The 20,532-nt window shown below is 60.4% G+C and carries 43 protein-coding genes; 23 read left to right on the forward strand and 20 right to left on the reverse strand.

Going from position 1 to position 20,532, the window contains the following annotated elements; translation table 11 throughout:
• Nucleotides 1-11: 11 nt before the first annotated feature.
• The 4 genes from ACVWZT_RS24525 to ACVWZT_RS24540 form a co-directional block, all read right to left on the reverse strand.
• Complete coding sequence (locus tag ACVWZT_RS24525) at nt 12-635, reverse strand: putative metallopeptidase (RefSeq protein WP_457471898.1); 624 nt, start codon at nt 633-635, stop codon at nt 12-14.
• Between the two features lie 8 nt (nt 636-643).
• Nucleotides 644-835 (reverse strand): hypothetical protein, encoded by a 192-nt coding sequence (locus ACVWZT_RS24530; RefSeq protein ID WP_457471899.1) that lies wholly within the window; start codon nt 833-835, stop codon nt 644-646.
• Between the two features lie 258 nt (nt 836-1,093).
• Nucleotides 1,094-1,363 carry a hypothetical protein gene (locus tag ACVWZT_RS24535; RefSeq protein WP_019751351.1) on the reverse strand — a complete coding sequence of 90 codons (270 nt, stop codon included), beginning with the start codon at nt 1,361-1,363 and terminating at the stop codon, nt 1,094-1,096.
• On the reverse strand, nt 1,363-1,674 hold the full coding sequence (locus tag ACVWZT_RS24540; protein ID WP_296230429.1) for a peptidase M48, Ste24p: 312 nt from the start codon (nt 1,672-1,674) through the stop codon (nt 1,363-1,365). Before ACVWZT_RS24540 ends, ACVWZT_RS24535 begins: the two co-directional genes overlap by 1 nt.
• 94 nt (nt 1,675-1,768) lie before the next feature.
• On the opposite strand from ACVWZT_RS24540, the gene ACVWZT_RS24545 reads away from it, so the two are divergent.
• Nucleotides 1,769-1,954 (forward strand): type II toxin-antitoxin system HicA family toxin, encoded by a 186-nt coding sequence (locus ACVWZT_RS24545; RefSeq protein WP_457471901.1) that lies wholly within the window; start codon nt 1,769-1,771, stop codon nt 1,952-1,954.
• A gap of 45 nt (nt 1,955-1,999) precedes the next feature.
• A complete protein-coding gene (locus ACVWZT_RS24550; protein WP_457471902.1) occupies nt 2,000-2,422 on the forward strand; it encodes a type II toxin-antitoxin system HicB family antitoxin in 423 nt (140 codons plus the stop codon).
• Nucleotides 2,423-2,784: 362 nt separating this feature from the next.
• Here the strand turns inward: ACVWZT_RS24550 and ACVWZT_RS24555 are convergent, their stop codons facing one another.
• From ACVWZT_RS24555 to ACVWZT_RS24615, 13 genes are all read right to left on the reverse strand, one after another.
• Entirely contained in the window at nt 2,785-3,330 is a 546-nt protein-coding gene (locus tag ACVWZT_RS24555) for a hypothetical protein (protein ID WP_296230431.1), read from the reverse strand.
• Entirely contained in the window at nt 3,327-3,473 is a 147-nt protein-coding gene (locus tag ACVWZT_RS24560) for a hypothetical protein (RefSeq protein ID WP_296230432.1), read from the reverse strand. Before ACVWZT_RS24560 ends, ACVWZT_RS24555 begins: the two co-directional genes overlap by 4 nt.
• Nucleotides 3,470-4,075 (reverse strand): recombination protein NinG, encoded by a 606-nt coding sequence (locus ACVWZT_RS24565; protein WP_457471904.1) that lies wholly within the window; start codon nt 4,073-4,075, stop codon nt 3,470-3,472. Before ACVWZT_RS24565 ends, ACVWZT_RS24560 begins: the two co-directional genes overlap by 4 nt.
• Nucleotides 4,072-4,287 (reverse strand): hypothetical protein, encoded by a 216-nt coding sequence (locus ACVWZT_RS24570; RefSeq protein ID WP_457471906.1) that lies wholly within the window; start codon nt 4,285-4,287, stop codon nt 4,072-4,074. The genes ACVWZT_RS24565 and ACVWZT_RS24570 overlap by 4 nt, the downstream gene beginning before the upstream one ends.
• The gene (locus ACVWZT_RS24575; RefSeq protein WP_457471907.1) at nt 4,278-4,568 is read right to left on the reverse strand and encodes a hypothetical protein; all 291 of its coding nucleotides are present in this window, start codon (nt 4,566-4,568) and stop codon (nt 4,278-4,280) included. The genes ACVWZT_RS24570 and ACVWZT_RS24575 overlap by 10 nt, the downstream gene beginning before the upstream one ends.
• Nucleotides 4,565-5,035 (reverse strand): hypothetical protein, encoded by a 471-nt coding sequence (locus ACVWZT_RS24580; RefSeq protein WP_457471909.1) that lies wholly within the window; start codon nt 5,033-5,035, stop codon nt 4,565-4,567. The genes ACVWZT_RS24575 and ACVWZT_RS24580 overlap by 4 nt, the downstream gene beginning before the upstream one ends.
• Nucleotides 5,028-5,249, reverse strand: a complete 222-nt coding sequence (locus ACVWZT_RS24585; protein WP_457471911.1) for a hypothetical protein — start codon at nt 5,247-5,249, stop codon at nt 5,028-5,030. Before ACVWZT_RS24585 ends, ACVWZT_RS24580 begins: the two co-directional genes overlap by 8 nt.
• On the reverse strand, nt 5,246-6,007 hold the full coding sequence (locus ACVWZT_RS24590; RefSeq protein ID WP_457471913.1) for a replication protein P: 762 nt from the start codon (nt 6,005-6,007) through the stop codon (nt 5,246-5,248). Before ACVWZT_RS24590 ends, ACVWZT_RS24585 begins: the two co-directional genes overlap by 4 nt.
• Nucleotides 6,004-6,747, reverse strand: coding sequence for a helix-turn-helix domain-containing protein (locus ACVWZT_RS24595; protein WP_457471914.1), 744 nt, complete (start codon nt 6,745-6,747; stop codon nt 6,004-6,006). The genes ACVWZT_RS24590 and ACVWZT_RS24595 overlap by 4 nt, the downstream gene beginning before the upstream one ends.
• Nucleotides 6,744-7,304, reverse strand: a complete 561-nt coding sequence (locus tag ACVWZT_RS24600; protein WP_457471915.1) for a hypothetical protein — start codon at nt 7,302-7,304, stop codon at nt 6,744-6,746. Before ACVWZT_RS24600 ends, ACVWZT_RS24595 begins: the two co-directional genes overlap by 4 nt.
• The gene (locus ACVWZT_RS24605) at nt 7,301-8,155 is read right to left on the reverse strand and encodes a Rha family transcriptional regulator (RefSeq protein ID WP_457471917.1); all 855 of its coding nucleotides are present in this window, start codon (nt 8,153-8,155) and stop codon (nt 7,301-7,303) included. The genes ACVWZT_RS24600 and ACVWZT_RS24605 overlap by 4 nt, the downstream gene beginning before the upstream one ends.
• Nucleotides 8,156-8,474: 319 nt before the next feature.
• Nucleotides 8,475-8,678, reverse strand: a complete 204-nt coding sequence (locus tag ACVWZT_RS24610) for a hypothetical protein (protein WP_027907145.1) — start codon at nt 8,676-8,678, stop codon at nt 8,475-8,477.
• Between the two features lie 32 nt (nt 8,679-8,710).
• Nucleotides 8,711-8,920 carry a hypothetical protein gene (locus ACVWZT_RS24615; RefSeq protein ID WP_024086961.1) on the reverse strand — a complete coding sequence of 70 codons (210 nt, stop codon included), beginning with the start codon at nt 8,918-8,920 and terminating at the stop codon, nt 8,711-8,713.
• A 90-nt stretch (nt 8,921-9,010) separates the two neighbouring features.
• Between ACVWZT_RS24615 and ACVWZT_RS24620 the strand changes: the two genes are divergently transcribed.
• A complete protein-coding gene (locus ACVWZT_RS24620) occupies nt 9,011-9,832 on the forward strand; it encodes a S24 family peptidase (protein WP_280093714.1) in 822 nt (273 codons plus the stop codon).
• A gap of 43 nt (nt 9,833-9,875) precedes the next feature.
• Here the strand turns inward: ACVWZT_RS24620 and ACVWZT_RS24625 are convergent, their stop codons facing one another.
• The gene (locus ACVWZT_RS24625; RefSeq protein ID WP_457471919.1) at nt 9,876-10,190 is read right to left on the reverse strand and encodes a DUF1654 domain-containing protein; all 315 of its coding nucleotides are present in this window, start codon (nt 10,188-10,190) and stop codon (nt 9,876-9,878) included.
• Between the two features lie 532 nt (nt 10,191-10,722).
• Between ACVWZT_RS24625 and ACVWZT_RS24630 the strand changes: the two genes are divergently transcribed.
• From ACVWZT_RS24630 to ACVWZT_RS24705, 16 genes are all read left to right on the forward strand, one after another.
• Nucleotides 10,723-10,857 (forward strand): hypothetical protein, encoded by a 135-nt coding sequence (locus tag ACVWZT_RS24630; protein WP_256127438.1) that lies wholly within the window; start codon nt 10,723-10,725, stop codon nt 10,855-10,857.
• A 58-nt stretch (nt 10,858-10,915) separates the two neighbouring features.
• On the forward strand, nt 10,916-11,221 hold the full coding sequence (locus ACVWZT_RS24635) for a hypothetical protein (RefSeq protein WP_457471921.1): 306 nt from the start codon (nt 10,916-10,918) through the stop codon (nt 11,219-11,221).
• A gap of 177 nt (nt 11,222-11,398) precedes the next feature.
• On the forward strand, nt 11,399-11,629 hold the full coding sequence (locus ACVWZT_RS24640) for a hypothetical protein (RefSeq protein WP_457471922.1): 231 nt from the start codon (nt 11,399-11,401) through the stop codon (nt 11,627-11,629).
• Between the two features lie 19 nt (nt 11,630-11,648).
• Entirely contained in the window at nt 11,649-11,843 is a 195-nt protein-coding gene (locus ACVWZT_RS24645; RefSeq protein WP_457471924.1) for a hypothetical protein, read from the forward strand.
• Between the two features lie 302 nt (nt 11,844-12,145).
• On the forward strand, nt 12,146-12,430 hold the full coding sequence (locus ACVWZT_RS24650; protein ID WP_457471925.1) for a hypothetical protein: 285 nt from the start codon (nt 12,146-12,148) through the stop codon (nt 12,428-12,430).
• On the forward strand, nt 12,427-12,663 hold the full coding sequence (locus ACVWZT_RS24655) for a DUF551 domain-containing protein (RefSeq protein ID WP_414707154.1): 237 nt from the start codon (nt 12,427-12,429) through the stop codon (nt 12,661-12,663). The genes ACVWZT_RS24650 and ACVWZT_RS24655 overlap by 4 nt, the downstream gene beginning before the upstream one ends.
• A gap of 20 nt (nt 12,664-12,683) precedes the next feature.
• Nucleotides 12,684-12,938: a hypothetical protein gene (locus ACVWZT_RS24660; RefSeq protein ID WP_296230452.1), complete on the forward strand. Its 255-nt coding sequence runs from the start codon at nt 12,684-12,686 to the stop codon at nt 12,936-12,938.
• Nucleotides 12,935-13,165, forward strand: a complete 231-nt coding sequence (locus tag ACVWZT_RS24665; RefSeq protein WP_296230454.1) for a hypothetical protein — start codon at nt 12,935-12,937, stop codon at nt 13,163-13,165. The genes ACVWZT_RS24660 and ACVWZT_RS24665 overlap by 4 nt, the downstream gene beginning before the upstream one ends.
• Nucleotides 13,162-13,377, forward strand: a complete 216-nt coding sequence (locus ACVWZT_RS24670; protein WP_296230455.1) for a hypothetical protein — start codon at nt 13,162-13,164, stop codon at nt 13,375-13,377. The genes ACVWZT_RS24665 and ACVWZT_RS24670 overlap by 4 nt, the downstream gene beginning before the upstream one ends.
• A 117-nt stretch (nt 13,378-13,494) precedes the next feature.
• Nucleotides 13,495-13,641, forward strand: a complete 147-nt coding sequence (locus ACVWZT_RS24675) for a hypothetical protein (protein WP_172439570.1) — start codon at nt 13,495-13,497, stop codon at nt 13,639-13,641.
• An 8-nt stretch (nt 13,642-13,649) separates the two neighbouring features.
• On the forward strand, nt 13,650-14,282 hold the full coding sequence (locus ACVWZT_RS24680) for an AAA family ATPase (RefSeq protein WP_457471927.1): 633 nt from the start codon (nt 13,650-13,652) through the stop codon (nt 14,280-14,282).
• A gap of 11 nt (nt 14,283-14,293) precedes the next feature.
• Nucleotides 14,294-14,950 carry a hypothetical protein gene (locus ACVWZT_RS24685; RefSeq protein WP_296230463.1) on the forward strand — a complete coding sequence of 219 codons (657 nt, stop codon included), beginning with the start codon at nt 14,294-14,296 and terminating at the stop codon, nt 14,948-14,950.
• Nucleotides 14,951-15,009: 59 nt separating this feature from the next.
• Nucleotides 15,010-15,675: a 3'-5' exonuclease gene (locus ACVWZT_RS24690; protein ID WP_296230465.1), complete on the forward strand. Its 666-nt coding sequence runs from the start codon at nt 15,010-15,012 to the stop codon at nt 15,673-15,675.
• A 3-nt stretch (nt 15,676-15,678) separates the two neighbouring features.
• Nucleotides 15,679-15,873 (forward strand): hypothetical protein, encoded by a 195-nt coding sequence (locus ACVWZT_RS24695; RefSeq protein ID WP_296230467.1) that lies wholly within the window; start codon nt 15,679-15,681, stop codon nt 15,871-15,873.
• Nucleotides 15,874-15,914: 41 nt separating this feature from the next.
• Nucleotides 15,915-16,262 carry a DUF7740 domain-containing protein gene (locus ACVWZT_RS24700; RefSeq protein WP_457471929.1) on the forward strand — a complete coding sequence of 116 codons (348 nt, stop codon included), beginning with the start codon at nt 15,915-15,917 and terminating at the stop codon, nt 16,260-16,262.
• Nucleotides 16,237-16,548, forward strand: a complete 312-nt coding sequence (locus tag ACVWZT_RS24705; protein WP_457471930.1) for a hypothetical protein — start codon at nt 16,237-16,239, stop codon at nt 16,546-16,548. The genes ACVWZT_RS24700 and ACVWZT_RS24705 overlap by 26 nt, the downstream gene beginning before the upstream one ends.
• Here the strand turns inward: ACVWZT_RS24705 and ACVWZT_RS24710 are convergent.
• The gene (locus ACVWZT_RS24710; RefSeq protein ID WP_457471932.1) at nt 16,545-17,042 is read right to left on the reverse strand and encodes a hypothetical protein; all 498 of its coding nucleotides are present in this window, start codon (nt 17,040-17,042) and stop codon (nt 16,545-16,547) included. The genes ACVWZT_RS24705 and ACVWZT_RS24710 overlap by 4 nt on opposite strands.
• 100 nt (nt 17,043-17,142) lie before the next feature.
• Here ACVWZT_RS24710 and yejK point away from each other — a divergent pair, with 100 nt between their 5' ends.
• On the forward strand, nt 17,143-18,153 hold the full coding sequence (gene yejK, locus ACVWZT_RS24715) for a nucleoid-associated protein YejK (RefSeq protein ID WP_457471933.1): 1,011 nt from the start codon (nt 17,143-17,145) through the stop codon (nt 18,151-18,153).
• Between the two features lie 37 nt (nt 18,154-18,190).
• Here the strand turns inward: yejK and ACVWZT_RS24720 are convergent, their stop codons facing one another.
• The gene (locus tag ACVWZT_RS24720; RefSeq protein WP_457471934.1) at nt 18,191-18,436 is read right to left on the reverse strand and encodes a hypothetical protein; all 246 of its coding nucleotides are present in this window, start codon (nt 18,434-18,436) and stop codon (nt 18,191-18,193) included.
• Nucleotides 18,437-18,546: 110 nt separating this feature from the next.
• Here ACVWZT_RS24720 and ACVWZT_RS24725 point away from each other — a divergent pair, with 110 nt between their 5' ends.
• The 3 genes from ACVWZT_RS24725 to ACVWZT_RS24735 all read left to right on the forward strand — a co-directional run bounded on the left by ACVWZT_RS24725 (nt 18,547) and on the right by ACVWZT_RS24735 (nt 20,521).
• Entirely contained in the window at nt 18,547-19,065 is a 519-nt protein-coding gene (locus tag ACVWZT_RS24725; RefSeq protein WP_457471936.1) for an HNH endonuclease, read from the forward strand.
• Nucleotides 19,066-19,078: 13 nt separating this feature from the next.
• Nucleotides 19,079-19,690 carry a hypothetical protein gene (locus ACVWZT_RS24730; protein ID WP_457471938.1) on the forward strand — a complete coding sequence of 204 codons (612 nt, stop codon included), beginning with the start codon at nt 19,079-19,081 and terminating at the stop codon, nt 19,688-19,690.
• 66 nt (nt 19,691-19,756) lie between these two features.
• A complete protein-coding gene (locus ACVWZT_RS24735; protein WP_457471939.1) occupies nt 19,757-20,521 on the forward strand; it encodes a hypothetical protein in 765 nt (254 codons plus the stop codon).
• The last annotated feature ends 11 nt before the right edge of the window (nt 20,522-20,532 follow it).

A 20,532-nucleotide genomic window follows, 5' to 3' on the forward strand; every position in this document is an offset into this window, starting at 1 on the left:
CCTGTCTCACATCAGGCCGACTTGAGCAGACAGGTTCCGCAGGCCCTCGAAATGTTGATCTTGGCCACCTCGGGCGGCCGGCTTGCAGCGTCGATCAGCTGCTGTACGTCGTGCCCGGCACCGTAGCGGCGGACCACGCCGACGAACTCTTCCACATCGTGGCCGCGGATGGTCAGGCTGGGCAGTCCGTCCTGGGTGAACTTGGGCGCGCCGTACTGATCGAGCTTTTGGGCTATGTGGTAAAGCTCGTGCTCGACGAGCGCGCAGAACTCGCTGTCGGAGCACTGGGAGCAGTAATCGGCAGCCAGTGTGATGACAAAACCCGGCACCTCGCCGAACCAATCGATCATCTGTTGCTCTTGCCGGGCCTTCTGCCATCCTCCGGCGCGGAACATCACCGCTTCGGCCTGGCCTACCACAGTTCGACCTTGCTTCTCGAAGCAGGCTGATGCCCACAGGAAGCGCAGCGGCGCGTCGATCAGGTGAGCATGGTCAGGGTTGTGCAGATCCCCTGTATCGCTAAGGATCGCAGCCTGCACCCACTCACCAACCTCGGGCGCCGGCTGGAGCCTGGTGCCGAGCATCGACAGCTCGGTCAGTTCCAGCAATGCAGGTGGCGGCATGGGCCTGGCCATCGCTCCGCTCACTTGCACACCATCTTGTGCGTTTCGGCATGCGCGTGACCGTGCAACAGGCCAACCAGCAACCCCTGCGGAAGTCCTGCCTCCTTGGCTGCATCAATCGCTTTAACCAGGGCGGCATCGAATTCGGCGACCGCGTGGACGATATCCATGCTGACCGGCAGCTCGTGGCGAATGCGGGTTACGTTGCTCATGTAGCCTCCACAGTCACGACACCGCGCAGCCTGCGGGTGTAGATCTCTTCACGCTCCGGGCGCTTCACCTTCGCCGGTCTAGGCGCGTACACGCACACTCCGGCAGCGGTATCACACCAGAGCACGTTATCGACCGGGTTGCCGTTCACGAATACCCGGCGCGACCCGCGACCGTCAGCGTGGCTATGGAAACTGGACGGCGCAGGCATTTGAACTCCTCGCGCCACGAAACGGCGCATTTCGAATTTGTGGTGCGCCCTACCCCGGCTGGAACACATGCCCGCGCCGGGCGACGGCATACAGGACGATCCCCAGCTTGAGGATCACACCGTACAGGGTGGGCACATGGCCGCTCATGGCCAGCACGAACGAACCGAACGCGCCGATGGCCACCAGGTAGAACGCGACAGCCAGCAATGGATGGTCCATGGGGCGAATGCGGCGCAGGTAGTCGCACGCGGCAATCACCACCAGCACGCTCAGGAAGGCATTCGCGCCAATCAGAACTGAAATCAGGGTCGAGCTCATCAGGTAGCTCCCTTGGCTCCGAACTGACTCACCACCGACTTCAGGACTGGGATGATGTTCATTGCCAGTAGCCCTATCAGGAAGGCCACGCCGTATTTGGTTTCTCCGCCCGGATCAAGCTTGAAGAAGCTGATGGCGAGCGGGGTGCAGAACACTGCGGATGCCAGTCCGGTACAGAAGGCTGCGACAGCCTGGCCCCTGGTGAGGCCCCGCAGGAAGGTCAGCGAGAGGATCGCCCCTGCGAAGCCGCCAATGATCACGCCGTACTTCACCAGCAGGACGCCGGCAGTCGTGCTTGCTGGTTCTGCCATATGAAATCCCTGAATCTATAAATACATCATAAATGTGTTGTAATACACCATTTATGGTGTATACTGAACTCATCAACCACACAGCGGAGGGCAGATGAAATGTAACGAGTTCAAGCGGTGGCTGTTGGCAAGAGGGGTAGAGGTTTCGAAGTCGGCAAAGGGAAGTCACTTCAAACTCTACTTCAACGGCAAACAGACAACCCTTCCCAACCACGGGGCCAAGGAGATGGCCGAAGGGACTAGGAAGGCAATCATCAAACAACTGGGCCTCAAGGATTGAGGCTCCACCCTTTGAGCTCGAATACATCTGCCCTGAGGTAACGACATGTACGACTACGCAATCAACGTGAACCAAGAGGCCGGGTCTTTCTGGTCTTCGTGTGACGACATCCCAGAGGCGCACAGCGCGGGCGATACGCTCGATGAGCTGCTGCGCCATGCTGCCGAGGGGCTTGAGGTTGCCTTGTCCATCTACGTCGATCAGCTGCGGCCGATTCCGACCGCCTCTCCAGCGAAAGAGGGTCAGCACGTTATCCGGCTATCCGCCCTGGTGAACGCGAAGATCGCGCTGTGGAACGCCATGCGAGAGAAAGGCATGCGGAAGGCCGATCTGTGCCGGACGCTGGGGGCTGTGCAGACCAAAGTGGATCGGCTCCTCGACTTCGAACACAGCTCGAAGATCGAACAGGTCGAAGCAGCTTTGGCCGCGCTCGGCAAACGTCTGGTGGTATCTGTCGAGCCGGCCTGAATCTGTGTGGGTCTTTCCCCACCTGTCCGCCGAAGACCATTGCAGCGCTGGCACCCCAATGCACCAGTCTCGCCGATCCAGTCACGCGCCACCCTGAAAGCATGTTAGGTCAGGGTGCGCGGGCTGCCGGTGTTTTTCCGTACACCACACTACCGGCTAGCAGTGTCCAGGCTGTCCCGTTAGGGCCTGCCCTGGCTGCAGTTGCGTTTCTTGCTGGAACAAAAATCCCGGCACTTGGCCGGGACTATTGAGGCCCTCTTCGGGCAATAAAAAACCCGGCTCAGTGGCCGGGTTCGATTTGTCATCCTCAAACACGCAGGAATGACAGGATGGACGCATATTGGCTCATTGGATCAGTGCAGTCAAGCGACATTTGCCACCAAAAGGCCTTCATGGTCGAGAATATGCTGAGCCTCTACCAGCGCGGCGTCTACTTCGCGCTCAAGAGCCTTGCGAATGTCACGCCTCCAGCGCTCCTGAGTCTTGATCGGGTGCGGATCATCGCTCCAGTTGTCCATCTCATACCAGGCTGCTGGCAACACGTTGGTGCTGCGCTTGCCATCCACACCGGGCAGCTTGGGCATGGCCCAGGTGAGGATTGCGCAGTGGCGGAAGCGCTTGGGCGCCGGCGACCGGTGCAGGCGGGTAAGCTCCTCGATGGCCGCGTGCTTGCGGTCGACGTGCGTGGAGTACTTCGCCACCAAGTGACGCCAGTGTTCCTCACTGAGGTTCTTGTGCAGCCGGCCGAACACCCAGCAGTCCATGAGGAATGCAGCCTCCTTGCCGATGATCTCGCCCTTCTGCTTTGTCGCCTGGACCTTTGGCTCGAAATCGCAACCGCCGGCGTTATTGATCGTCTCGGCAGCCAGTGCACGGACCACTGCCGATACTACGTTCTGATAGCTCATTGCCCACCCCCGCCCCGCTTGGCCTTTCTCGAAATGAATTCTTCGTAGTAGCGCTTGCGGCGTACTGCGCCGGCCCAGGACAGCGCCCCGCCCGACACCACGATCAGCGCTGCCAAAATCAGAAATGCCCATGCTGGTGTCATGCTGCTGCCCTCCGTAGGTCTTTGAGTTTTTGCCTGTACAGGGCTTTGATGGCCTGCAGGTCTTCGATGGTCAGGCGCTGGGGCCTATGAGGCCCTTCGAGCCAATCAACTTGGTCGGCGCCGATGCGCTTCACCAGCCTGATGCGGTACTCGACGGCATTACCCGACAGGTTCCGGTTGCACTTCACGCACTGGCGGTGGACGTTCAACGGCTCAAAGCGCAGCTCCGGGCAGGCACCCACCGACCGATAATGGCCGGCGTCCCAGCGACTGCCGGTGATGAGGTCCTGGTCGCTCGGCAGCGAGTCGCAGCTGATACACGGCAAGCCGGCGTCGCGCTCGCGAATGTAGGCGTTGAACGCGGTCTGCGCCTCGGCCATGTGCTCGCGGCGGGTCTTGAGCTTCTCCCGGCGCTCCTGCAGGTCCTGGCGGGCCTGCTTGGTGATGGCCTTGGCCGCGACCTTCTGCAGCTTGGGGTCTTTGGCCATGGTCTTGGCACAGGCGATGCTGCACACCTTCTGTGTGGCCATGGTCGGTTTGAAGGGCTTCCCGCAACCTGGCGCCTTGCATTTCTTCGTCTTGATTGGCTTCAGCACAGTCATTGGTAGATGCTCCCCGGCTGGCCAGGCTCGTTGCTATCGGTGCAAGTCAGATTGTGATCGCTTGCATGCGGGCAGCGCTTGCAGCCGCATTCCGGGCACAGAATCATTTTTGTGGACGACAGCGGCACCCAGCCGAATGGACCTTCCATGCCCATCCGTTGCTCTTCGATGCAGCGATGGCATTCGCATTGGTGAGGCATGACTACACGCATGGCTCGGCCTCCTTGGCTTCCTGCTGCTCCGGGGCGAAGTCGCCGCGCAGGGGCATGATCCACTTCTCCCAAACAATGCAGTTCGACTCGCCCTCCATGTCGGCGACCACCCACACTGGCTCGCCGTCGGCCTGCTCATAGACGCCAGGGTCCATCGGGTCGCGCCGGTCTACGGCGCCAACCAAGTGTCGGGATACCAGCTCAACACACAGGCCAATCGCTGGCGGGTATGTGTGATTGATCACGAGCACCAGGTCACCCGGCTTGAATTGATGGCTCATGCCGCCTCCTCGCTCAGCAGATCGCTGAAAACCACGCCCTGCGGCGCGAACTCCGCCACGATGCGGTCGGTGTACTGGCAGCCCTGGGCCCGGTCGAACAGCCGGGTCACTGGGAAGCCATCCGGACCGAACATCGCGCACGGCCCCATCAGGCGAAGCTTCACCTCATACGGCAGGTGGATGAACGACTCGGCCCAGCCGGTGCGGAACTCTTCACAGCCGGCGCGCATGATCGGCACGCCGAAGTGCAGCTTGCAGTACCGGCGGACGTCCTCGATGTCGCCCATCTCGGTGCTCTTGGCGATCCGGTCGTACATCGCAAACCACAATGCGTTTTGATCCAGGGTCCGGTCCTTGCCCGGGCGCATGCTAACCACGACGAACTTTTTCTCGCGGAACATGCGGGTGAGCATGGTCACGGCCTCGGAGAGCTTGGCCTGGCTGTTGACGCTTATCCGCTCAGACATTGGCCACCCCCTGAAGCTGATTCTCCGCGGCGCGCACCCGGGCGGTGAGCTGGCTGATCTCGTCCAGCAATTCCAGTGCAACCTCCTCCACAGTCCTCTCACCGAGGAACACGTCCAGGGCGTCGGTGTGGCGCTGCAGGTCTTGATCATCAGCCCGCCAGGCGGCCACTACGGACCACAGCAAGGGCTGCAGGGTTTTCTTGTCGACGGTCATACACCCTCCCCGGCCGGCTGCCCGGCGCGCTTGATGTTCAACTTGGCCAGCAGTTGTGCACGGCACAAGGCAGCGCTGGTTGGGATCTGCTGAATCTCCAGCAGGCGGACCTGGCGTTGGCTGGCGTACTCATCGGCCAGTTGCGCGGCGCTCTTCTGGCTGTCGTGGCCAATGCCGGTGGCGATGTCACCCAGTGGCTCGCCGGCGACCAGCATGCGGATGGTGATGTCGTAGGCCCGGGCGAACACCTTCTCGGCCCGCTCCACCTCCATCGAGCCCAGGTTCTGCGCCTCGCACTGCAGGGCCGCATGGCGCACCGCTGCGTGCGACCAGGTGCGTGACCCAGCCCTGCTGGGGTGGAAATTCTCCAACGCCTCTGCCAGGGCTCGCGCAAGCGGCGGAATGCCCATCTCTTCCGGCGTCGGCTGGCACAGCTTGATGAACTTGCCGCTGCTCGGGGCGAAGTCGGTACCCAGCACCCGGCACTTCTGGATGCCGAAGCGGATCTGCTCGAGCGTGTTGATGCCCGCGGCGACGAAGGACTTGATCCAGCTGCGCTTGGCAGCCTTCAGCGCCTCGTCATCCGGCCAGGCTTGCTTCCACGCTGGGAAGATGGCCTGCAGCTCCTTGAACAGGGCGTTGACCACTTCGGTGGTGCCTGGGTCCAGCTGCTTGGCCGGGGCCTGGGCCTCGGCCGGCAGGTTGCGGGCCGTGGCCATGATCTGCGTCACGCTCCGCAGTTTCGGTTGTGCGCTCATAAGCCCCCCAGGTCATCAGCCCAGCTGGTGTCGTTGAAGTCGGGGCCATTGCGGCGCTGGCCCTGCTGTGCACCCGGCAGCACCTTCTCCGGGAACAGGCCGGTCCAGCCGTTGCTGATGGATTGGTTGATCACGGCGTCGGGCGCGTGGTGGCCGGCCAGGGTCTTGGCCTGCTTCGCGCAGGTGGTGGCGGTCAGTGGCTTGCGGATCTCTTTGCGGTGCTGGCACCAGTCGGCCCATACGGAGGGACTTACGTTCACAGGGCAGGCAGTCAGAGGGTCAAACTTCGAAGCCTTGCGCGAAGCGGCCGAGGACGCCTTGGCGGCCGCGTGCTCACCCTCAGTTGTACTGTTGCTCTTTGTATTACTCTTCTCCGCCTTTTCCGAATAGGGGTCACCGCCTTTTCCGAATAGGGTCGCAGCGTTTTCCGAATAGGTATTCGACTTTCCGAATAGGTTCGTGAGGCGCACACGACGCTCTACAACCTGCCGGCCATCACGGATCAATTCGACCCGCAAAAGGCCCTTGGCCGACAGAGCACTGATGATCTCGGACACCCGAGAGCTCGACAGGCCGAAGAACCTGGCAAAGTGGCTGTTGCTCGCGTAGCAGCCACGCACAGGGTCTTGCAGGCTCCCGATCTCAACCATCATCACCTTCTCGGTGATCGATAGCGAGTGATCGAGCCAGACCTCGGCAGGGATCCAGACACCCTTGAATTGACGCGGGATGTCAGTCATTGCGCGCGCTCCTTGGCCATGGCTGCGTCAATGGCTTCGTCGAGCGTTTCCTCGTTTAGAACCAAGTTCTGCGGAGTCATGCCCGCGAACACGCCGCCCTGACTGATTGAGTCGAGGTTGCGGTGACGAATCCAGCGATAGCGATCTGCGTATCGCTTGAGCCCAGCATTCTCCGCTTCGAGTCGGCCATGTTCGGCCCGCATGAACAAGAGCTGTCCGCCGGCTTCAGTCAGCCGCTCTGCGTAGCTGTCACGCTGGATCTTTGCTGTTTGATAGGCGCCTTGCATCGTTCCAGATCCAGAGCACTCGCCGCATGTGGCCTGGACGTAATGCGCGTCAGGGGTAGAGTCGGAAAGCGTCCACTCTTCGCCCGAGCCATTGCATACCGGGCAGTAGTAGCCGAGCGCTGCCTTCGCGGCATCCCAGCCATTCCAGGCCGAACCGACGTCAGGAATGGCATCCCAAACGATATGCCCTGCGTCAGAAATGGCGTCATCCAGCCACTTGTTGAAGTCAGGGTCTTGCCACTGCTGGCGATCTTGCTCACGGCTTCTCATGCTGCACCCCGCACAGCCTTGTCGTGGGTGTGCAGGCCGTCCCAGTTCTTCTTCATGGGCAGCTCGCCGGCCAGGTACAGCTCGTAGAGGCGCACAGCGCCCTTGCGCAGCAGGATCGGCTTGTAGACGGTGAAGGGTTCCTTACCGTGCGGGGTGATCTCGTCATGGTGTTCGGTCATATAGCGGTCGCGGGCGTAGGAGCTAACGCGCCAGCGCGAGCCTGACCGGCCTTCCGTGAACAGCCAGTTTTTCGCCTTCAAGTAAGCCTGAACCTGCATGACGTTGACGCCATTCAGTTGCTTGCAGAACTGCGCCGCCGTCTCGCCCTCCTTGAACAGGTTCTCCAGATGGTCGATCTTCTTGGCTTGGGCCTCGACCTGGACGGTGAGCAGCACGCGGGCTTTCTCCGACTCCAGCGCCATCTGGAGGATTTCCAGCTTGCTGAGGTCGGCGGGCTGGGCCGGGACTGATTTCGCCAGGCGCCAGAACTCCTTGACCAAGCGCTTCTTGAACTCACGGACGATGGCCGTGTTGCGCATGTAGGTCAGCAGTAGGGTCGCCTGCTGCTCGTTCATCAGCGCGATCTCGCGGGATTGCATGCCGCCAGCGGTCTCGAAGGGTTCGATTTGGAATCGCACCCCTCCGAATTCGCTGAAGTCGGCCTGGTACTTGCGAACCAAGGCAATCACACTGGCGTGTTCGTTTCCGGTTTCGTGAGCGATGGTCCCGGTAGTGGTCACCGCCTCACCGTCGACGATGGTGACGATTTGGTTGCGCGCCACGAAATCGAACTTCGCGTTTTGTGGCGCGAGATTCGAGGGGGCTTGTATACTGGATTCCTGCAGATGCATAATTCACCTCAAGAGTTTTATGTGAAGCAGAGAGCCGGGCCGCAATCCCGGCTTTTTTGTGCCTGTAATTCAGAGAGGGCCTCTGCCCTACCCTGATGAGTCCCTCGGAGAGGCCCTCATTGGGGCCACCAACTGCAGGACTTTGGCCTTACGGCGGCCAACCACTGATAAAGCGCCACTGGCTACAGCCGCTTCGTACACCTGGTTCATCGCGGTGTTGAAGTCCCAGTTATTGGCCCTCATCAGCCCCTCTATTCGCTGCCGCACATGCGGCGACAGCTGATCAAGCTGTACGGTCATTTAGGCCTCCAAAGGGCCTTCAGCCCGCGATATCTTCTTGCTGCTTGTCCTGCATCAGCTCCTCGATAACGCCGTTGGCTACGGCCCATTCGATGATTTCGTACAGATAGGTGGCGTGCTGCATGCGGGTCTTGCTCGCAGCCTTGCGGAGGATCCGGTCGAGCACGGGCTCGAAACGGACCTTCACCGGGATGGCGCGCTTCTGATTCGGGTCTTGGTACATGCTTGGTTGGCTCCTTGCGGCTAAGAGATGGGTTAAGCGGCGGATTTCTTGAGCGAGTTGGCCGGGTCGTCCTCGCGTTTCGCGATCAGCGCCCCGCTCGACTCCTTCTCCAAAACGCATTGCATTGGGTAGGAGAACCCGCCTGTCGTACGGCACTGAGAAACGCGGCTGCCGGTAACGCCTAGGGCGTCTCCGATTGCGCGGCCGGTGCCGAAAAATTTCAGGGCTTCGTCGTAGGTCATGGGTGTTTCTCCGATGTCTGCCACCGAGTTTAGAGTTCTAAACAGCACAAGGCAAGTTATCTAAACAATGAAGTGTTTAGAATCCTTAATATGGAATTCAAAGACCGCGTCGTAGCGCGCATGAAGGAGCTAAATCTCAGCTCCACCGACCTCAGCAAACTGACTGGCGTGTCCAAGGGAACCGTGAGCTTCTGGATCAACGGAACGAACGGCGCCAAGGGCAAGAATCTGCTCGCCCTGGCGAAAGCGCTGGAGTGCTCAGCAGAATGGCTGTCGGACGGCACTGGCCAGGCTGCTGATCAGCCATCGCCTGTTGGCGCAGCGTCGACTACTGCAGAACTGGTTGCGCAGATGCTGGCTTCCAAGGCTGGGAAGAACCTCTCCGAAAAGGCGCGCGAGGTGATGATGGCCGCCGCGGCTGAGGCTGACAGCCCGGACCATGGCCAGGAGTACCTGCCTGCCGCCTACTCGAGCCTGAAACCCACTCAGGAAGAGATCCTCATCCCCCAGTACGACGTTCGGGCAGCCATGGGCCACGGCCAGGTGCCGGCCGACTACAACGAGGCCGTCCGTAACCTGGTGGTGCGCGAGGAGATTCTGCGCGAGAAAGGCGTCACCTACACCGCCCCCTCGGCACTGGCGATGATTACCGGCTGGGGCCAGAGCATGGAAGGCACAATCAATGACAAGGACCTGGTCATTGTCGATCGCGGGATCAACGAGTTCATCGGCGAAGGCATCTATGTGATCACCTGGCACCAGGAACTGTACATCAAGCGCCTGATGCGCCTCGATGAGGACCACTTCCGCCTGATCTCGGACAACAAGCACTACGAGAACCAGACCGCGCGGATTGATGACGTCACGGTGCACGCGAAGGTTTTGCTGATATGGAACGCCAAGAAGGCGTGAGCCATCCCAAGAAGCCCGCATACAGCGGGCTTTTTGTTGCGCGCTAGAACGGCGCCGGCTCCTCGATCGCGACGAACTCATCCTGGTTCTGCGCCTGAGGATCGTCATCCGAGAATGCCTCCCAGCGCAGCGTGACCGAGGCATCCTCCTCGTTGAATTCCATTTTTATCCCGTCAGTCTCCTTGAGAATCCCCATCACCTCTTCCCACTCCCGGTCACCGTCAGTGTCCAGGCGGTGAATCACGACCCATCGCTGCTGCTGCGCGATCGGGTGGTTGATCATCGATGACACCCGAAGACCCAGGCGTTCCACGCCCGACATAACCGCTCTCTCCTGCTGCTTCTGGGACTTTGCCATCCGACACTCCAATAACTGTATATCCATACAGGGACGACACAAGATTAGCCGATCTCCTACACAGCCGGAAGTCTTGACATTGCACGGCCTGTAGGGATTTCCGTTCGTCTCGTCTGTTTAGTTTTCTAAAATAATTCTTGACGCGGTCCGTTTAGTTTTCTAAATTCACCTCAAGCAGTCACTCACGAGGGGCTGCAGAGGCCCTCAAGCCTCACCGCTCTTTCACATTGATGGGAACCTCGCGGATCGATCCCGGAAACGGTACAGCGCGAGCAATAAATTCGATCCCCATGCCAGCTCTGGAACTGGTGAACAGACCGCATTGCCTCTACCGGCGACCGGCGCCAGACAGCCCCGAAAGGCTGCCCACGACTGGGAGAACCCTGTACGGCTGACGAAGGTGAAACGCCTAAACCGAGAGAATGACCCGGGCATGCAATGCGCCCCGCCATCCCGGCGGTAATGGGACAGAACGATTCACTGAAGCACCTGGGCGACCGGGTGCTTTGGGAATCCACTGGAGGAACACAGCATGAACCGCAAGCAATTCCGCAAGGCCCGCGTCGCCGTGAAGTCCGACCGCATCAACAACACCTGCAACTGCCTCGTTCCGGGTTACGAAAAGGCGCTGATCCTTGAGCTGATGCACCGGCCTCGCTCCTGGTGATTTCACTCGTAGCCATTCCCATGAGTGGCTGCCGGGAAATCAACCCGAGGGCATAACCGTGAACAAAGAAGAAATCTACGACGATCAAATCAGCCCGCTGATGCAGAACATCATCAGCGTTTGCCGTGAGCACGGCATTGCAATGATCGCCAGCTTCAATATCGCCCACGACGGTGAAGGCCCGAACGGCGAAGACTGCTCCCGCCTGACCTGCACCTCTCACCTGCCTGATGGTGAGGGCGCTTTCGATGAGCGCTTCAGTAAGGCCGCCCTGGCGATTCAGAAAAGCGCTCCGCATCACATCGGTATGAACATCACCACGCAGCACGCCGATGGCACTCGGACGCTGACTGCGGTGATCTGATTTCACTGGCTGGCCTTGGTGACAGGGCCAGACGGGAAATGAATCCTGACCGGGGTTAACCGGCCGCTGGACTCCCAAGCGCATAAAGGGATAGCCCTTCCGCATGACGGGCTCAATGGTTGTGCGGTGACAGCCGGGAAAGACCGGCACTTATTCCAATGCCTTGGAGGCACACCAATGTCCCGAACGTTCGAGCAAGGCTGGGCGGCGAGACCGTTCGCCGAGCAGTTCCCCGAAATGGATGCGAAAGAGGCTGAACGCCTCGACCGCCTTAACCATGAGATCACAGACCTGTACATGGCCGACATGCTGACCGATAGCCAGGTCAAGGCCATCAGGGAGAAGAAGATGCCACGGGCGGTAGGCAAGGCTGTGGCGAAAATGAAGGCGCCTGCGCGTCAGGCATAGAGCTCTGGAGGGCAAAGCGATGGATGAAGTTTTCGAAGAAGTGAAAGCCCAAAACAGCCATGCCTGTGCCCAGCTTGAGATTGAGCCTGGCTTCGCACTGGTCCGGACCGGCACCGAGGTCGGAATTTGCCTTGAAGTTCACGATCCCGAGGCGCCCATCTTCATCAGTGCGACTCAGCTCCGTGCTCTTGCCGAAGCCGCAGAGCAGCAGTAACAACCAGCGCCACGTCCGCCTGACGTTAACTGCCCGATGCCCTGCTCCCCATCGCAGGGTTCATCGGTGGCCACTCTGAACGCGAGTTGATCGCCGCGAATTGTGAGCGTGGGTAGCGTCTCGCCGCATGGTGAGGCGTCCCGACACCCGGTTTGCCCCGGAGAGTGGCCACCGATGCATCCCGCATCCCCTTCCCTTCAAATACGACCGCATCGACAGGTGCCGGGCTTGGCTTTTCACGCCCAGCTTGGTCCCTGGTGCCCGGCACCTGATCAATGCGGTTGGCTACCGAGGTTCACACGATGAGCAAAGACACAGGCGGACCCGCATTTCCCACCCAGATCAACAACAGCGGAATCACGCCGATCAAGGGTTTCAATGGCGAAGAAATCAAGCCGCAAACCTTCAGCGCTTACCCAGGCATGACCCTGCTCGACTACTTCGCAGCTAAGGCGCTTGTCGGCCTTCTGTCTTGGCCTGGCGACGAGGGAAGCGGCAGCTATCACTCGAACAGCGACCCAGCTCATACCGCAAGCATGGCTTACGAATACGGCAAGGCCATGCTCGCCGCCCGGGTGAAGCCATGAGCGGTTGGATTAAGTGCAGCGACAGACTGCCCAGCCTGGAAGGCAAGCCTGATTGGGGTCACGGCGAAACGGTAATCGCCTTACAGCAAGGGGTTGTTCGAGCGTTGCGCTACGAGCGGCAGATGCACAACAGGACAGAGAAAGGTCGTGAGCCGCGCTGGGTTGACATGCGTGGCCGGATCACGCCCGCGCCAACGCACTGGCAGCCACTCCCTTCCCCGCCCACCGAGTAACCCACCACCTGGAGGCGACCATGGCCAGGGAGCATGAGCTTTACGCCGACAGCGCCCAGGCCCGGGAGGTTGACCGCCAGATGGGCCTGTTTGGCGATACGCACTGGGCCGACCACCTCACATCGGAGCAGGCCCGGGCGAACAATGAGGCTTGGAACACGATGATCCGCGAGCGTGATGAACGCCAGCGGACAGAAAGCCGCCGAGTGATCGGCACGGCCCTCGAAAAGATGGAAGCCATGTGCGGCTCAGGAGCCGCCCGGAGGACAGCATGAACGGCGGCACACGCCAAGAGGTGATTGCCATCATCGACTCTCGTTTCGAAGCAATTGACGCTTCGTTCAGTGAATGCCTTCGCGGCGAGCTGATGATGGCGATCGACCTGGCCGGGCTGACCGGCGCAATCGACCTTACCAAGCAGCGCAGCTACACGGAGCGCTTGAACCGGGCAATCGCCCGCAACAACGAAGCCTGGCTGGTAGCGAACGGGAGAGTTGCATGACTACGCAAATCGTGACGACGCTAATCGACGAGCAGATAGCTGAGGCCGCACAGGCAGTGCCAGACGACCGCATTCTCATGGTTTTCAAGGGGCTTACTTTGGAAGACGCCATGAACCAAGCGCGCATGGCTCATATCGAGAACCCGGCAGCATGGTCAGGCCGAGCTTACCTTTGCGGTATGTGCACCTTGGCCTACGAGGTCCGCACGTGAGCCGCCAGCAGGCCAGGCGCTTAGCGCTCTGGCGCGGCAGCTTCATCACCCTATCACTGTGCACCGCCTGGATGCTCGCAAGCGCTTACGCCGACTGCATCACCTCCTGAGGCATCCATGAACACAACCCCCCGCCTGGCCGCCCAGCTCGACTGGATGACGGTCGGATCGTTCTCGCCTGAGCGGTACCAGGGCGACGAGCGCAAAGAGTACGAAGAAGAGGCCGCTCGCATTGAGCGGCAGTGGGACAACCAACCAAGCTGAGGTGCCGCATGGCAACCGTAACCCTGATCCTCGGCAAGTCCGGGGCCGGCAAGAGCGCGTCGTTGCGCAACTTCAAGCCTGATGATGTGGCTTTGGTACAGGTCATCAAAAAGCCGCTTCCCTTCCCCGGCTCTAAAGCGTGGAAGTCCTATGTCACCGACAACTGGGTCAAGGTCATCGGTGCCTGCCGCCAGACCAAGCGCAAGGTGATCGTGATCGACGACTTCCAGTACATCCTGGCCAACGAGTTCATGCGCCGGAGCGAGGAGAAAGGGTTCGACAAGTTCACCGAGATCGGCCGGCACACCTGGAACATCTTCGAGGCACTGCTCGGCCTACCCGACGACGTTCGCGTCTACATCCTCAGCCACACGGAGGAGACGGACGCCGGCCAGATCAAGATGAAGACCATCGGCAAGATGCTGGACGAGAAGATCACCCTGGAGGGCATGGTCACCATCGTCTTGCGCTCAGTGGTCAGCGACGGCCAGCACCTGTTCAGCACCCGCAACAACGGGTCGGACACCACCAAAGCCCCAATGGGCATGTTCAACGAGGCGATGATCGATAACGACCTTGCCTTGGTCGGTGCCGCGATCTGCGAGTACTACGACCTCACCAACACCACTCAGGCCGCATAGGAGCCTTCTGAATGTTCAACCTGGACGCAAATGCCGCGCGCTCCGCGGACAACAAGTCAGCCTTCATCGACGAAGCGGGCAAGTTCATTGGCGAGTTCCTGCGCGCCGAGTACATGGAGAAGCAGGAAACCGGGTCGACCGGTATCGGCTTCACTTTCAAGAGCCGCGATGGTGCCGAGGCAACTTTTTACCTCAACCTGACCTACCAGCACGGCACACGCAATGAAGGCGGTTACGCGATGATGAACGCCATCATGGCGTGCCTGCAGCTGCGCACCGTCGGGGCGCCACAGCCAACCCAGTTCGAGAAGTGGAACAACGACACCAAACAGCGCGAGCAGGTAACCGCGCCAGGCTTCCCTGAACTCTTGAAGAAGCCGATCGGCCTGCTCATCCAGATGGAAATCGAGAAGAACAGCCAGACCGGGATGCCGCGGCCGATCATCTACGCCCCCTTCAGCGCAGAGTCGGAAAAGACGGCGTCCGAGATTCTCGACCCCCGCTGCACCAGCCCAGCCAAGCTGGAAAAAATGGTTCAGCAGCTAATGAAGAAGCCGGTCCATGACCGTCGTCCGAAGTCCGCCCAGGTGGCCGGCGGATACTCCCAGCCCGACAACTACGACTACGGCGCACCGCCTGACTTCTCGGACGATATTCCGTTCGATTGACCGCTGGTCAGCAGCAACCACGCTGCTGACACCCCTCCTTCTTGCGAAACGGACCTCATATGACCGCCTACATTTTCGACTCTGAAACCACCGGACTGAACAGCCCGGAACTGGTTGAGGCTGCATGGCTGCAGCTCGGCACCGGACTGGCAGTAACCGGCGAATTCCTGCAGCGATACAAGCCGTCCAAGCCAATCGAGCTTGGCGCCCTGGCAACCAGCCACATCCTGGATGAAGAGTTGGCAGACTGCCCGCCGCATGACTCCTTCAAGCTGCCCGAAGACGCCACCTACCTGATCGGGCACAACGTAGATTACGACTGGGGTGTAATCGGCAAGCCAGAGATCAAGCGCATCTGCACTGCCGCACTGAGCCGCGCGCTGTGGCCTGAGGCCGACACTCACACGCAGTCGGCCATGATCTACCTGCACTACCGTACGGAGGCGCCCGAGCTGCTGCGTAATGCCCACGCTGCACTGGACGACGTCAAGAACTGCCGTCGCCTCCTGGCAACAATCTTCAGCACCCTCAAGGCGCAGTTGGGCCGGCCGGTGGCCAGCTGGGAAGAGCTGTGGGAAATCTCCGAGGAAGCCCGAATCCCGAAGGTCATTCGCTTCGGCAAGCACGCCGGCTCGAAGATCGAGGACATCCCGCGCGACTACAAACGCTGGCTGCTCGGACAAGCCGACATCGACCCCTACCTGCGCAAAGCCCTGGAGAAGTAAGCCATGAGCGATTGCGGCGAGCATCCCAGCGTCTACTACCTTGGCCGGGAATGCCGCCGCAACGGTGGCGGCAAGCTGGCCAACCCCTTCGCATCCCACACGTTCCACGGCGCCTGGTTCCTGGCCGGCTGGAACGACATGGATCTTGAGATTGAACAGAAAAATCCGAAGCGCGCTGCAAAGAACAAGGCGGCGTGAGCACCTCCACCTTCCCCCAAGCGGCCTGCAGGAGGTCGAACATGGCAACCCTTTTCGACGCATCGACGCGCAAACCGGTGCGAAAGCTGTACATAACCCGCAGCGGCGGCCAGTACCGGCCTGACGATGTGGCCCTGGCCTTCGCGCTCAGCCTGCGCTTCGACGACAGCGCGGATAGCCTGCGCAGGCTGGCCCGGCGCCTGGTCGACAAGGTCTGCCTGGAGCACCAGCCGAACATGAAACGACTGGCCCGCGAGCCGGACGACGCCAAGGTCTTCGACGCCGCGCTCAAGATCATCAACCGGGTGTGCGACCTGCTCGACATCGGGTCTGGCACCCGATTTGTGCGCAATGGAGGCGATGATGGCTCTGACGCAGCAGCAGCGTGACGAGAAGCGGAGGGCCAAGGCCGAGCGCCTGCAGGAAGAAGACCTGCGCTTGAAGGTTCGACCAGGGACTAAGCAGGCCCTGCTGGAGCTGATGGATTGGGCCGGTATCGAGGAACAGGGCGAGGCGATGACGCTGATGATTCATCACCTGCATGGTCTTGGCCCGGGCGGTGCGCTGCCGCTTTTAACACCTCCGCGCCACGAAATCACAGTGTCAACGGCCGTGGTGCGGAAGCTTGAGATTTTCAGGATGCGCGAGGAGTCGCGCATCGCTCATGACAGCTAGCCCGAGATCGAATAGCCAGCTCTCATGATCGCCCTCATCTCTTCTTGCCATGCTTCCACTTCCGCTGAGTTCGTCGAAATTAATGGGGTCAGATCATCGAGATTCTTGGCGATTCGGTCAAACGCTGGCGGAAGATCCTGCCCGGCACCGCCATTCTGATAAACGTTAGCAGCGAGACTGTTTAGCAGGAACACGTTTTCAATATTTAGCTTAGCGACCTTTTTGAGCTCGTCCCTGATAGCTTCAGCCTCGTCACGAGCCTCCTTCGCTGCCTTCGCATCGCGCTTGATTGACGCTTCCCAGAACGTTATCTCTGATATCGACTCCGGACCGATAATCAAAAAAAGCGCTACCAACAACCATAGCGTCGCAACGGATACAAACACCGGAATATCTATTCCACCCGCAAACAGGGCAATAGGCAGACCCACAATAAGTGGAGCAAGCATTGCGTAACCGGTGCGGCGAGCTACCGCTTGTGCTTTCTCGCTCACTTTTACGCCTCACGAATACGGCCAATTGCCGTTCGACACGTAATACCCCATCCCAAACCAAATTGCCACCATGCCGCCAGACGGCCACGGAGGATCACCCATGCCCATTCGCCACGCAGTAATGCACTTCATCGACAAAAAGCCAGATGGCAGCCCGGCTGCCCTGCACCTGGCCAGCTCGGAGCTTCCCGACAGCGGCGCTATCGATAACCTGTTGTTCGAAGTGAATGGCACCTACAACGCCAAGACCGGCAAGGGCTGGGGATTCTTCCATGCCGCCTCCGGCGCCTATCCGTTCAGTGGATGGCTGGGCAAGGTGATGATCGACGAAATGTCGTTCCTCGACTTCACCCGCACCTCGGCAGAGCATTTGACCAAGCTGATGGAGGAGTCGAACCTTTCGGTCGGCGGCCACGTTCTGTTCGCCCTCTACACCCAGGGAATGACCGACTACCTGATGATCGCCATCTTGCAGCAGGTCGATACTGTAGCCGTTGCTCACGACTTGACGGTGGCCACCTCGCGCCAGCTCGACGCTCGAACCTTGCACTTTGCCGCTCGCATCAACCTGAGCGAGTGGAAGAACAACCCGGCATCGCGGCAGTACGTCTCCTTCATCAAGCCGAAGGGAGGTCGCAAGTCTACCGCCTACTTCCGCGACTTCATTGGAGCGGAGGAAGGAGTCGACGCCCCGGGCGAAACCCGTACCCTGCTCAAGGCCTTCGCCGACTTCGTGAAGGCTGAGGACCTTGCAGACGACACCGCCAGCGAGAAGAGCCACAACCTGGTGGCCTACGCACAGGCACAAGGAAAGATCGGCGAGCCTATCAGGCTGGACGAGATTTCCGAGCTTCTGAACGAGGGCAGCCCAGAAACCTTCGCCGACTTTATCCGGGCAGGTGAGTACGGGATCTCCGAGAGCTTCGCCGCCGACAAGCGCACCCTCAGCCAATACCGGCGCTACACCGGTCGCGCCGAAGGCATGTCGATCAGCTTCGAAGCGCACCTGCTCGGCAAGCGCGTCGAGTTCGACCAAGACAGCGCCAGCCTGACCATCAAGAACCTGCCGACGCAGCTGATCACCCAGCTGAAACGCTCCGCAACCGTGTGATTGGTTGCGAAGCAGCCGCGCCTAGGAATCAAAGTCTCTAGAGAATGCCGTCCTTGATAATTGCATCGGCGATGGCATTGGCGTTGGCAATGACCTCATCCTGGTCCTTCCAATCGCCAGTGACAGCGCGATAGACAGGAATCTCTCGGGAGCCGCTTACTGGGCTCGGGTCATATTTTGAGATCCAGGTTATCACCTGACCGCCGGGACCTGAGCTGAAGCTGATCCAGAGCTTCTTCTCGTATTCGGGGTAGGCGTATCCATTCCAGTTTTCCGGCTTCATTTCCAACCTCTCAAGTCGGCACCATGCCGACCATCCGTATACCCCAACTCACAGTAAATTGCGATGCCGCATCCGGCCACGGAGGGCGGCGCATGCTCGGGAGATAACTCATGCATCCAGAATGGAGGCCGGTTCCCGGCTTCGTGTCTGCCTACCTGGTCAGCTCCGAAGGCCAGGTCAAATCGGTAGCGCGTGGCGCAGGGCGAGTGCCTGAGCGTCTGCTGAAGCAGTTTGCCGACCGGGGCGGCTACATGAAGTTGGTTCTCTGCCACAACGGTCAACGCACCAACGTCTACGCCCACCGCCTGGTGGCAGAGGCTTTCCTGCCAAACCCTGAAGGTCTTGCACACGTCAACCACATTGACGGAGCCAAGGACAACAACTGCAGGGAGAACCTGGAGTGGGCCTCATCTGCCGAGAACAACGTCCATGCGTGCCGGGTTCTGCTGAAGCGCGTCCGGCCTGTGGTTGCCGAAAGCACCAACGGCCCGGTTTCGCTCTGTTACCCAAGCATTCGACAGGCGCTTGAGGATGGCTTCCACCGCGGGTCAATCCAGCGATGCATTGAAGGCCGGCGCCGCCGTCATGGCGGGTACCGCTGGCACGACTGCATGCCAATGAAGGCTTGAATAGGAGAAAGCCATGAGACAGTTCTACCTACAGGACAGCCGCGGCAACACCGGTGACGGCCTCATGTTCTGGGCCTTGGGCGGCGGCTACACCACCAACCTCGACAAAGCCGAGCTGTTCACCCAAGAGCAGGCCTGTGGTCACCGGGAAACAGACATTCCCTGGCCAAAAGACTATGTCGATGCCCGCGCACATCTCGGCGTCGACCACCAGTACATCAGCCTGGACGAAGCCCGCGACCAGCTGAGCCCGGGATGCACCGTTGTCCTGCAGATACCTGGCCACTGGAACGGTAATGACATCGCCTTGGCCCACTGGCCTATTGGCCACACCTACCGATTCGAGAAGGCCCACCGCCTCACTCTTGAGGCTGCCCAGGCGATCGGCAACACGCCAGAGGAGGCAGTGATCTGGCCAGTGGCTTACCTCGAAGCCAAGGCCCGGCGTCTGGTGCACAAGCGGGATGTTGATATCAAAGAAGCCCTGACGGGCACCGGCATCGTGCTGGCCAAGGCAAAGCGAAGGGCGCCGGCAAGCATCCAGAACTGTGGTGGCTGCGGTCGATTTGTGCCGTCGCCATCCTACGAAGACTGCCGACACTGCGATCACGATAACCGCCCGTAGCACCAAGCGCTGCCCGCCAGCGCCTTCCCCTATTCAACGATAACGCCTCCCCGGCGAGGATCCACCATGTCCAATCGAATCGTCTGCCAGTTCAGTTGCGGCGCCGCTTCGGCGGTGGCCACCAAGCTGGCTCTCGCCGAGTACGGCAGCACGCACGACGTGCAGATCATCAACGCCTTCCTCGCCAACGAGCACGAGGACAACCGGCGGTTCGCCCAGGACTGCGAAGCCTGGTTCGGTCAGCCGATCACCGTCCTGCGTGATGAGAAGTACGGCGCCGACGCCCATGAGGTGTTCCGCCGGGAGCGCTACATGAAGGGTCGAACTGGCGCCCCGTGCACCAAGATCCTGAAGCGGCGCTTGCTGGACACGTGGAAGCAGCCAGGCGATGTGATGGTGTTCGGCTACACCGCCGAGGAAGCCGACCGCCTGGAAGACTTCAGGGAGCGAAATCCAGACCGCCCAGTGATCGCCCCGCTGATCGACAGAGGCCTGGGCAAGGACGACTGCAAGGCCATCCTGCTGCGGGCAGGCATCGAGCTGCCGCTGATGTACCGGATGGGCTACGACAACGCCAACTGCATCGGCTGCGTGAAGGGCGGCGAAGGCTACTTCCGGGCTATCCGCCAGGACTTCCCTGAGCAGTTTGAGGCGCTGTGCGCGATTCAGGATGACCTGGGCGAAGGTTCCTACCTGTTCCGCAATCGGACTACCAACGTCCGCTTCTCCCTTCGTGATCTCGGTGATGGCCCTGTGCGCCGCAACGAGAAACTGCCCGCCTGCTCCTTCTTCTGCGAGCTGGCCGAGGCCGACATCATCGCCCGCGCCTGACCGGAGATCCT

This window comes from Pseudomonas sp. TE21394 (assembly GCF_054057835.1).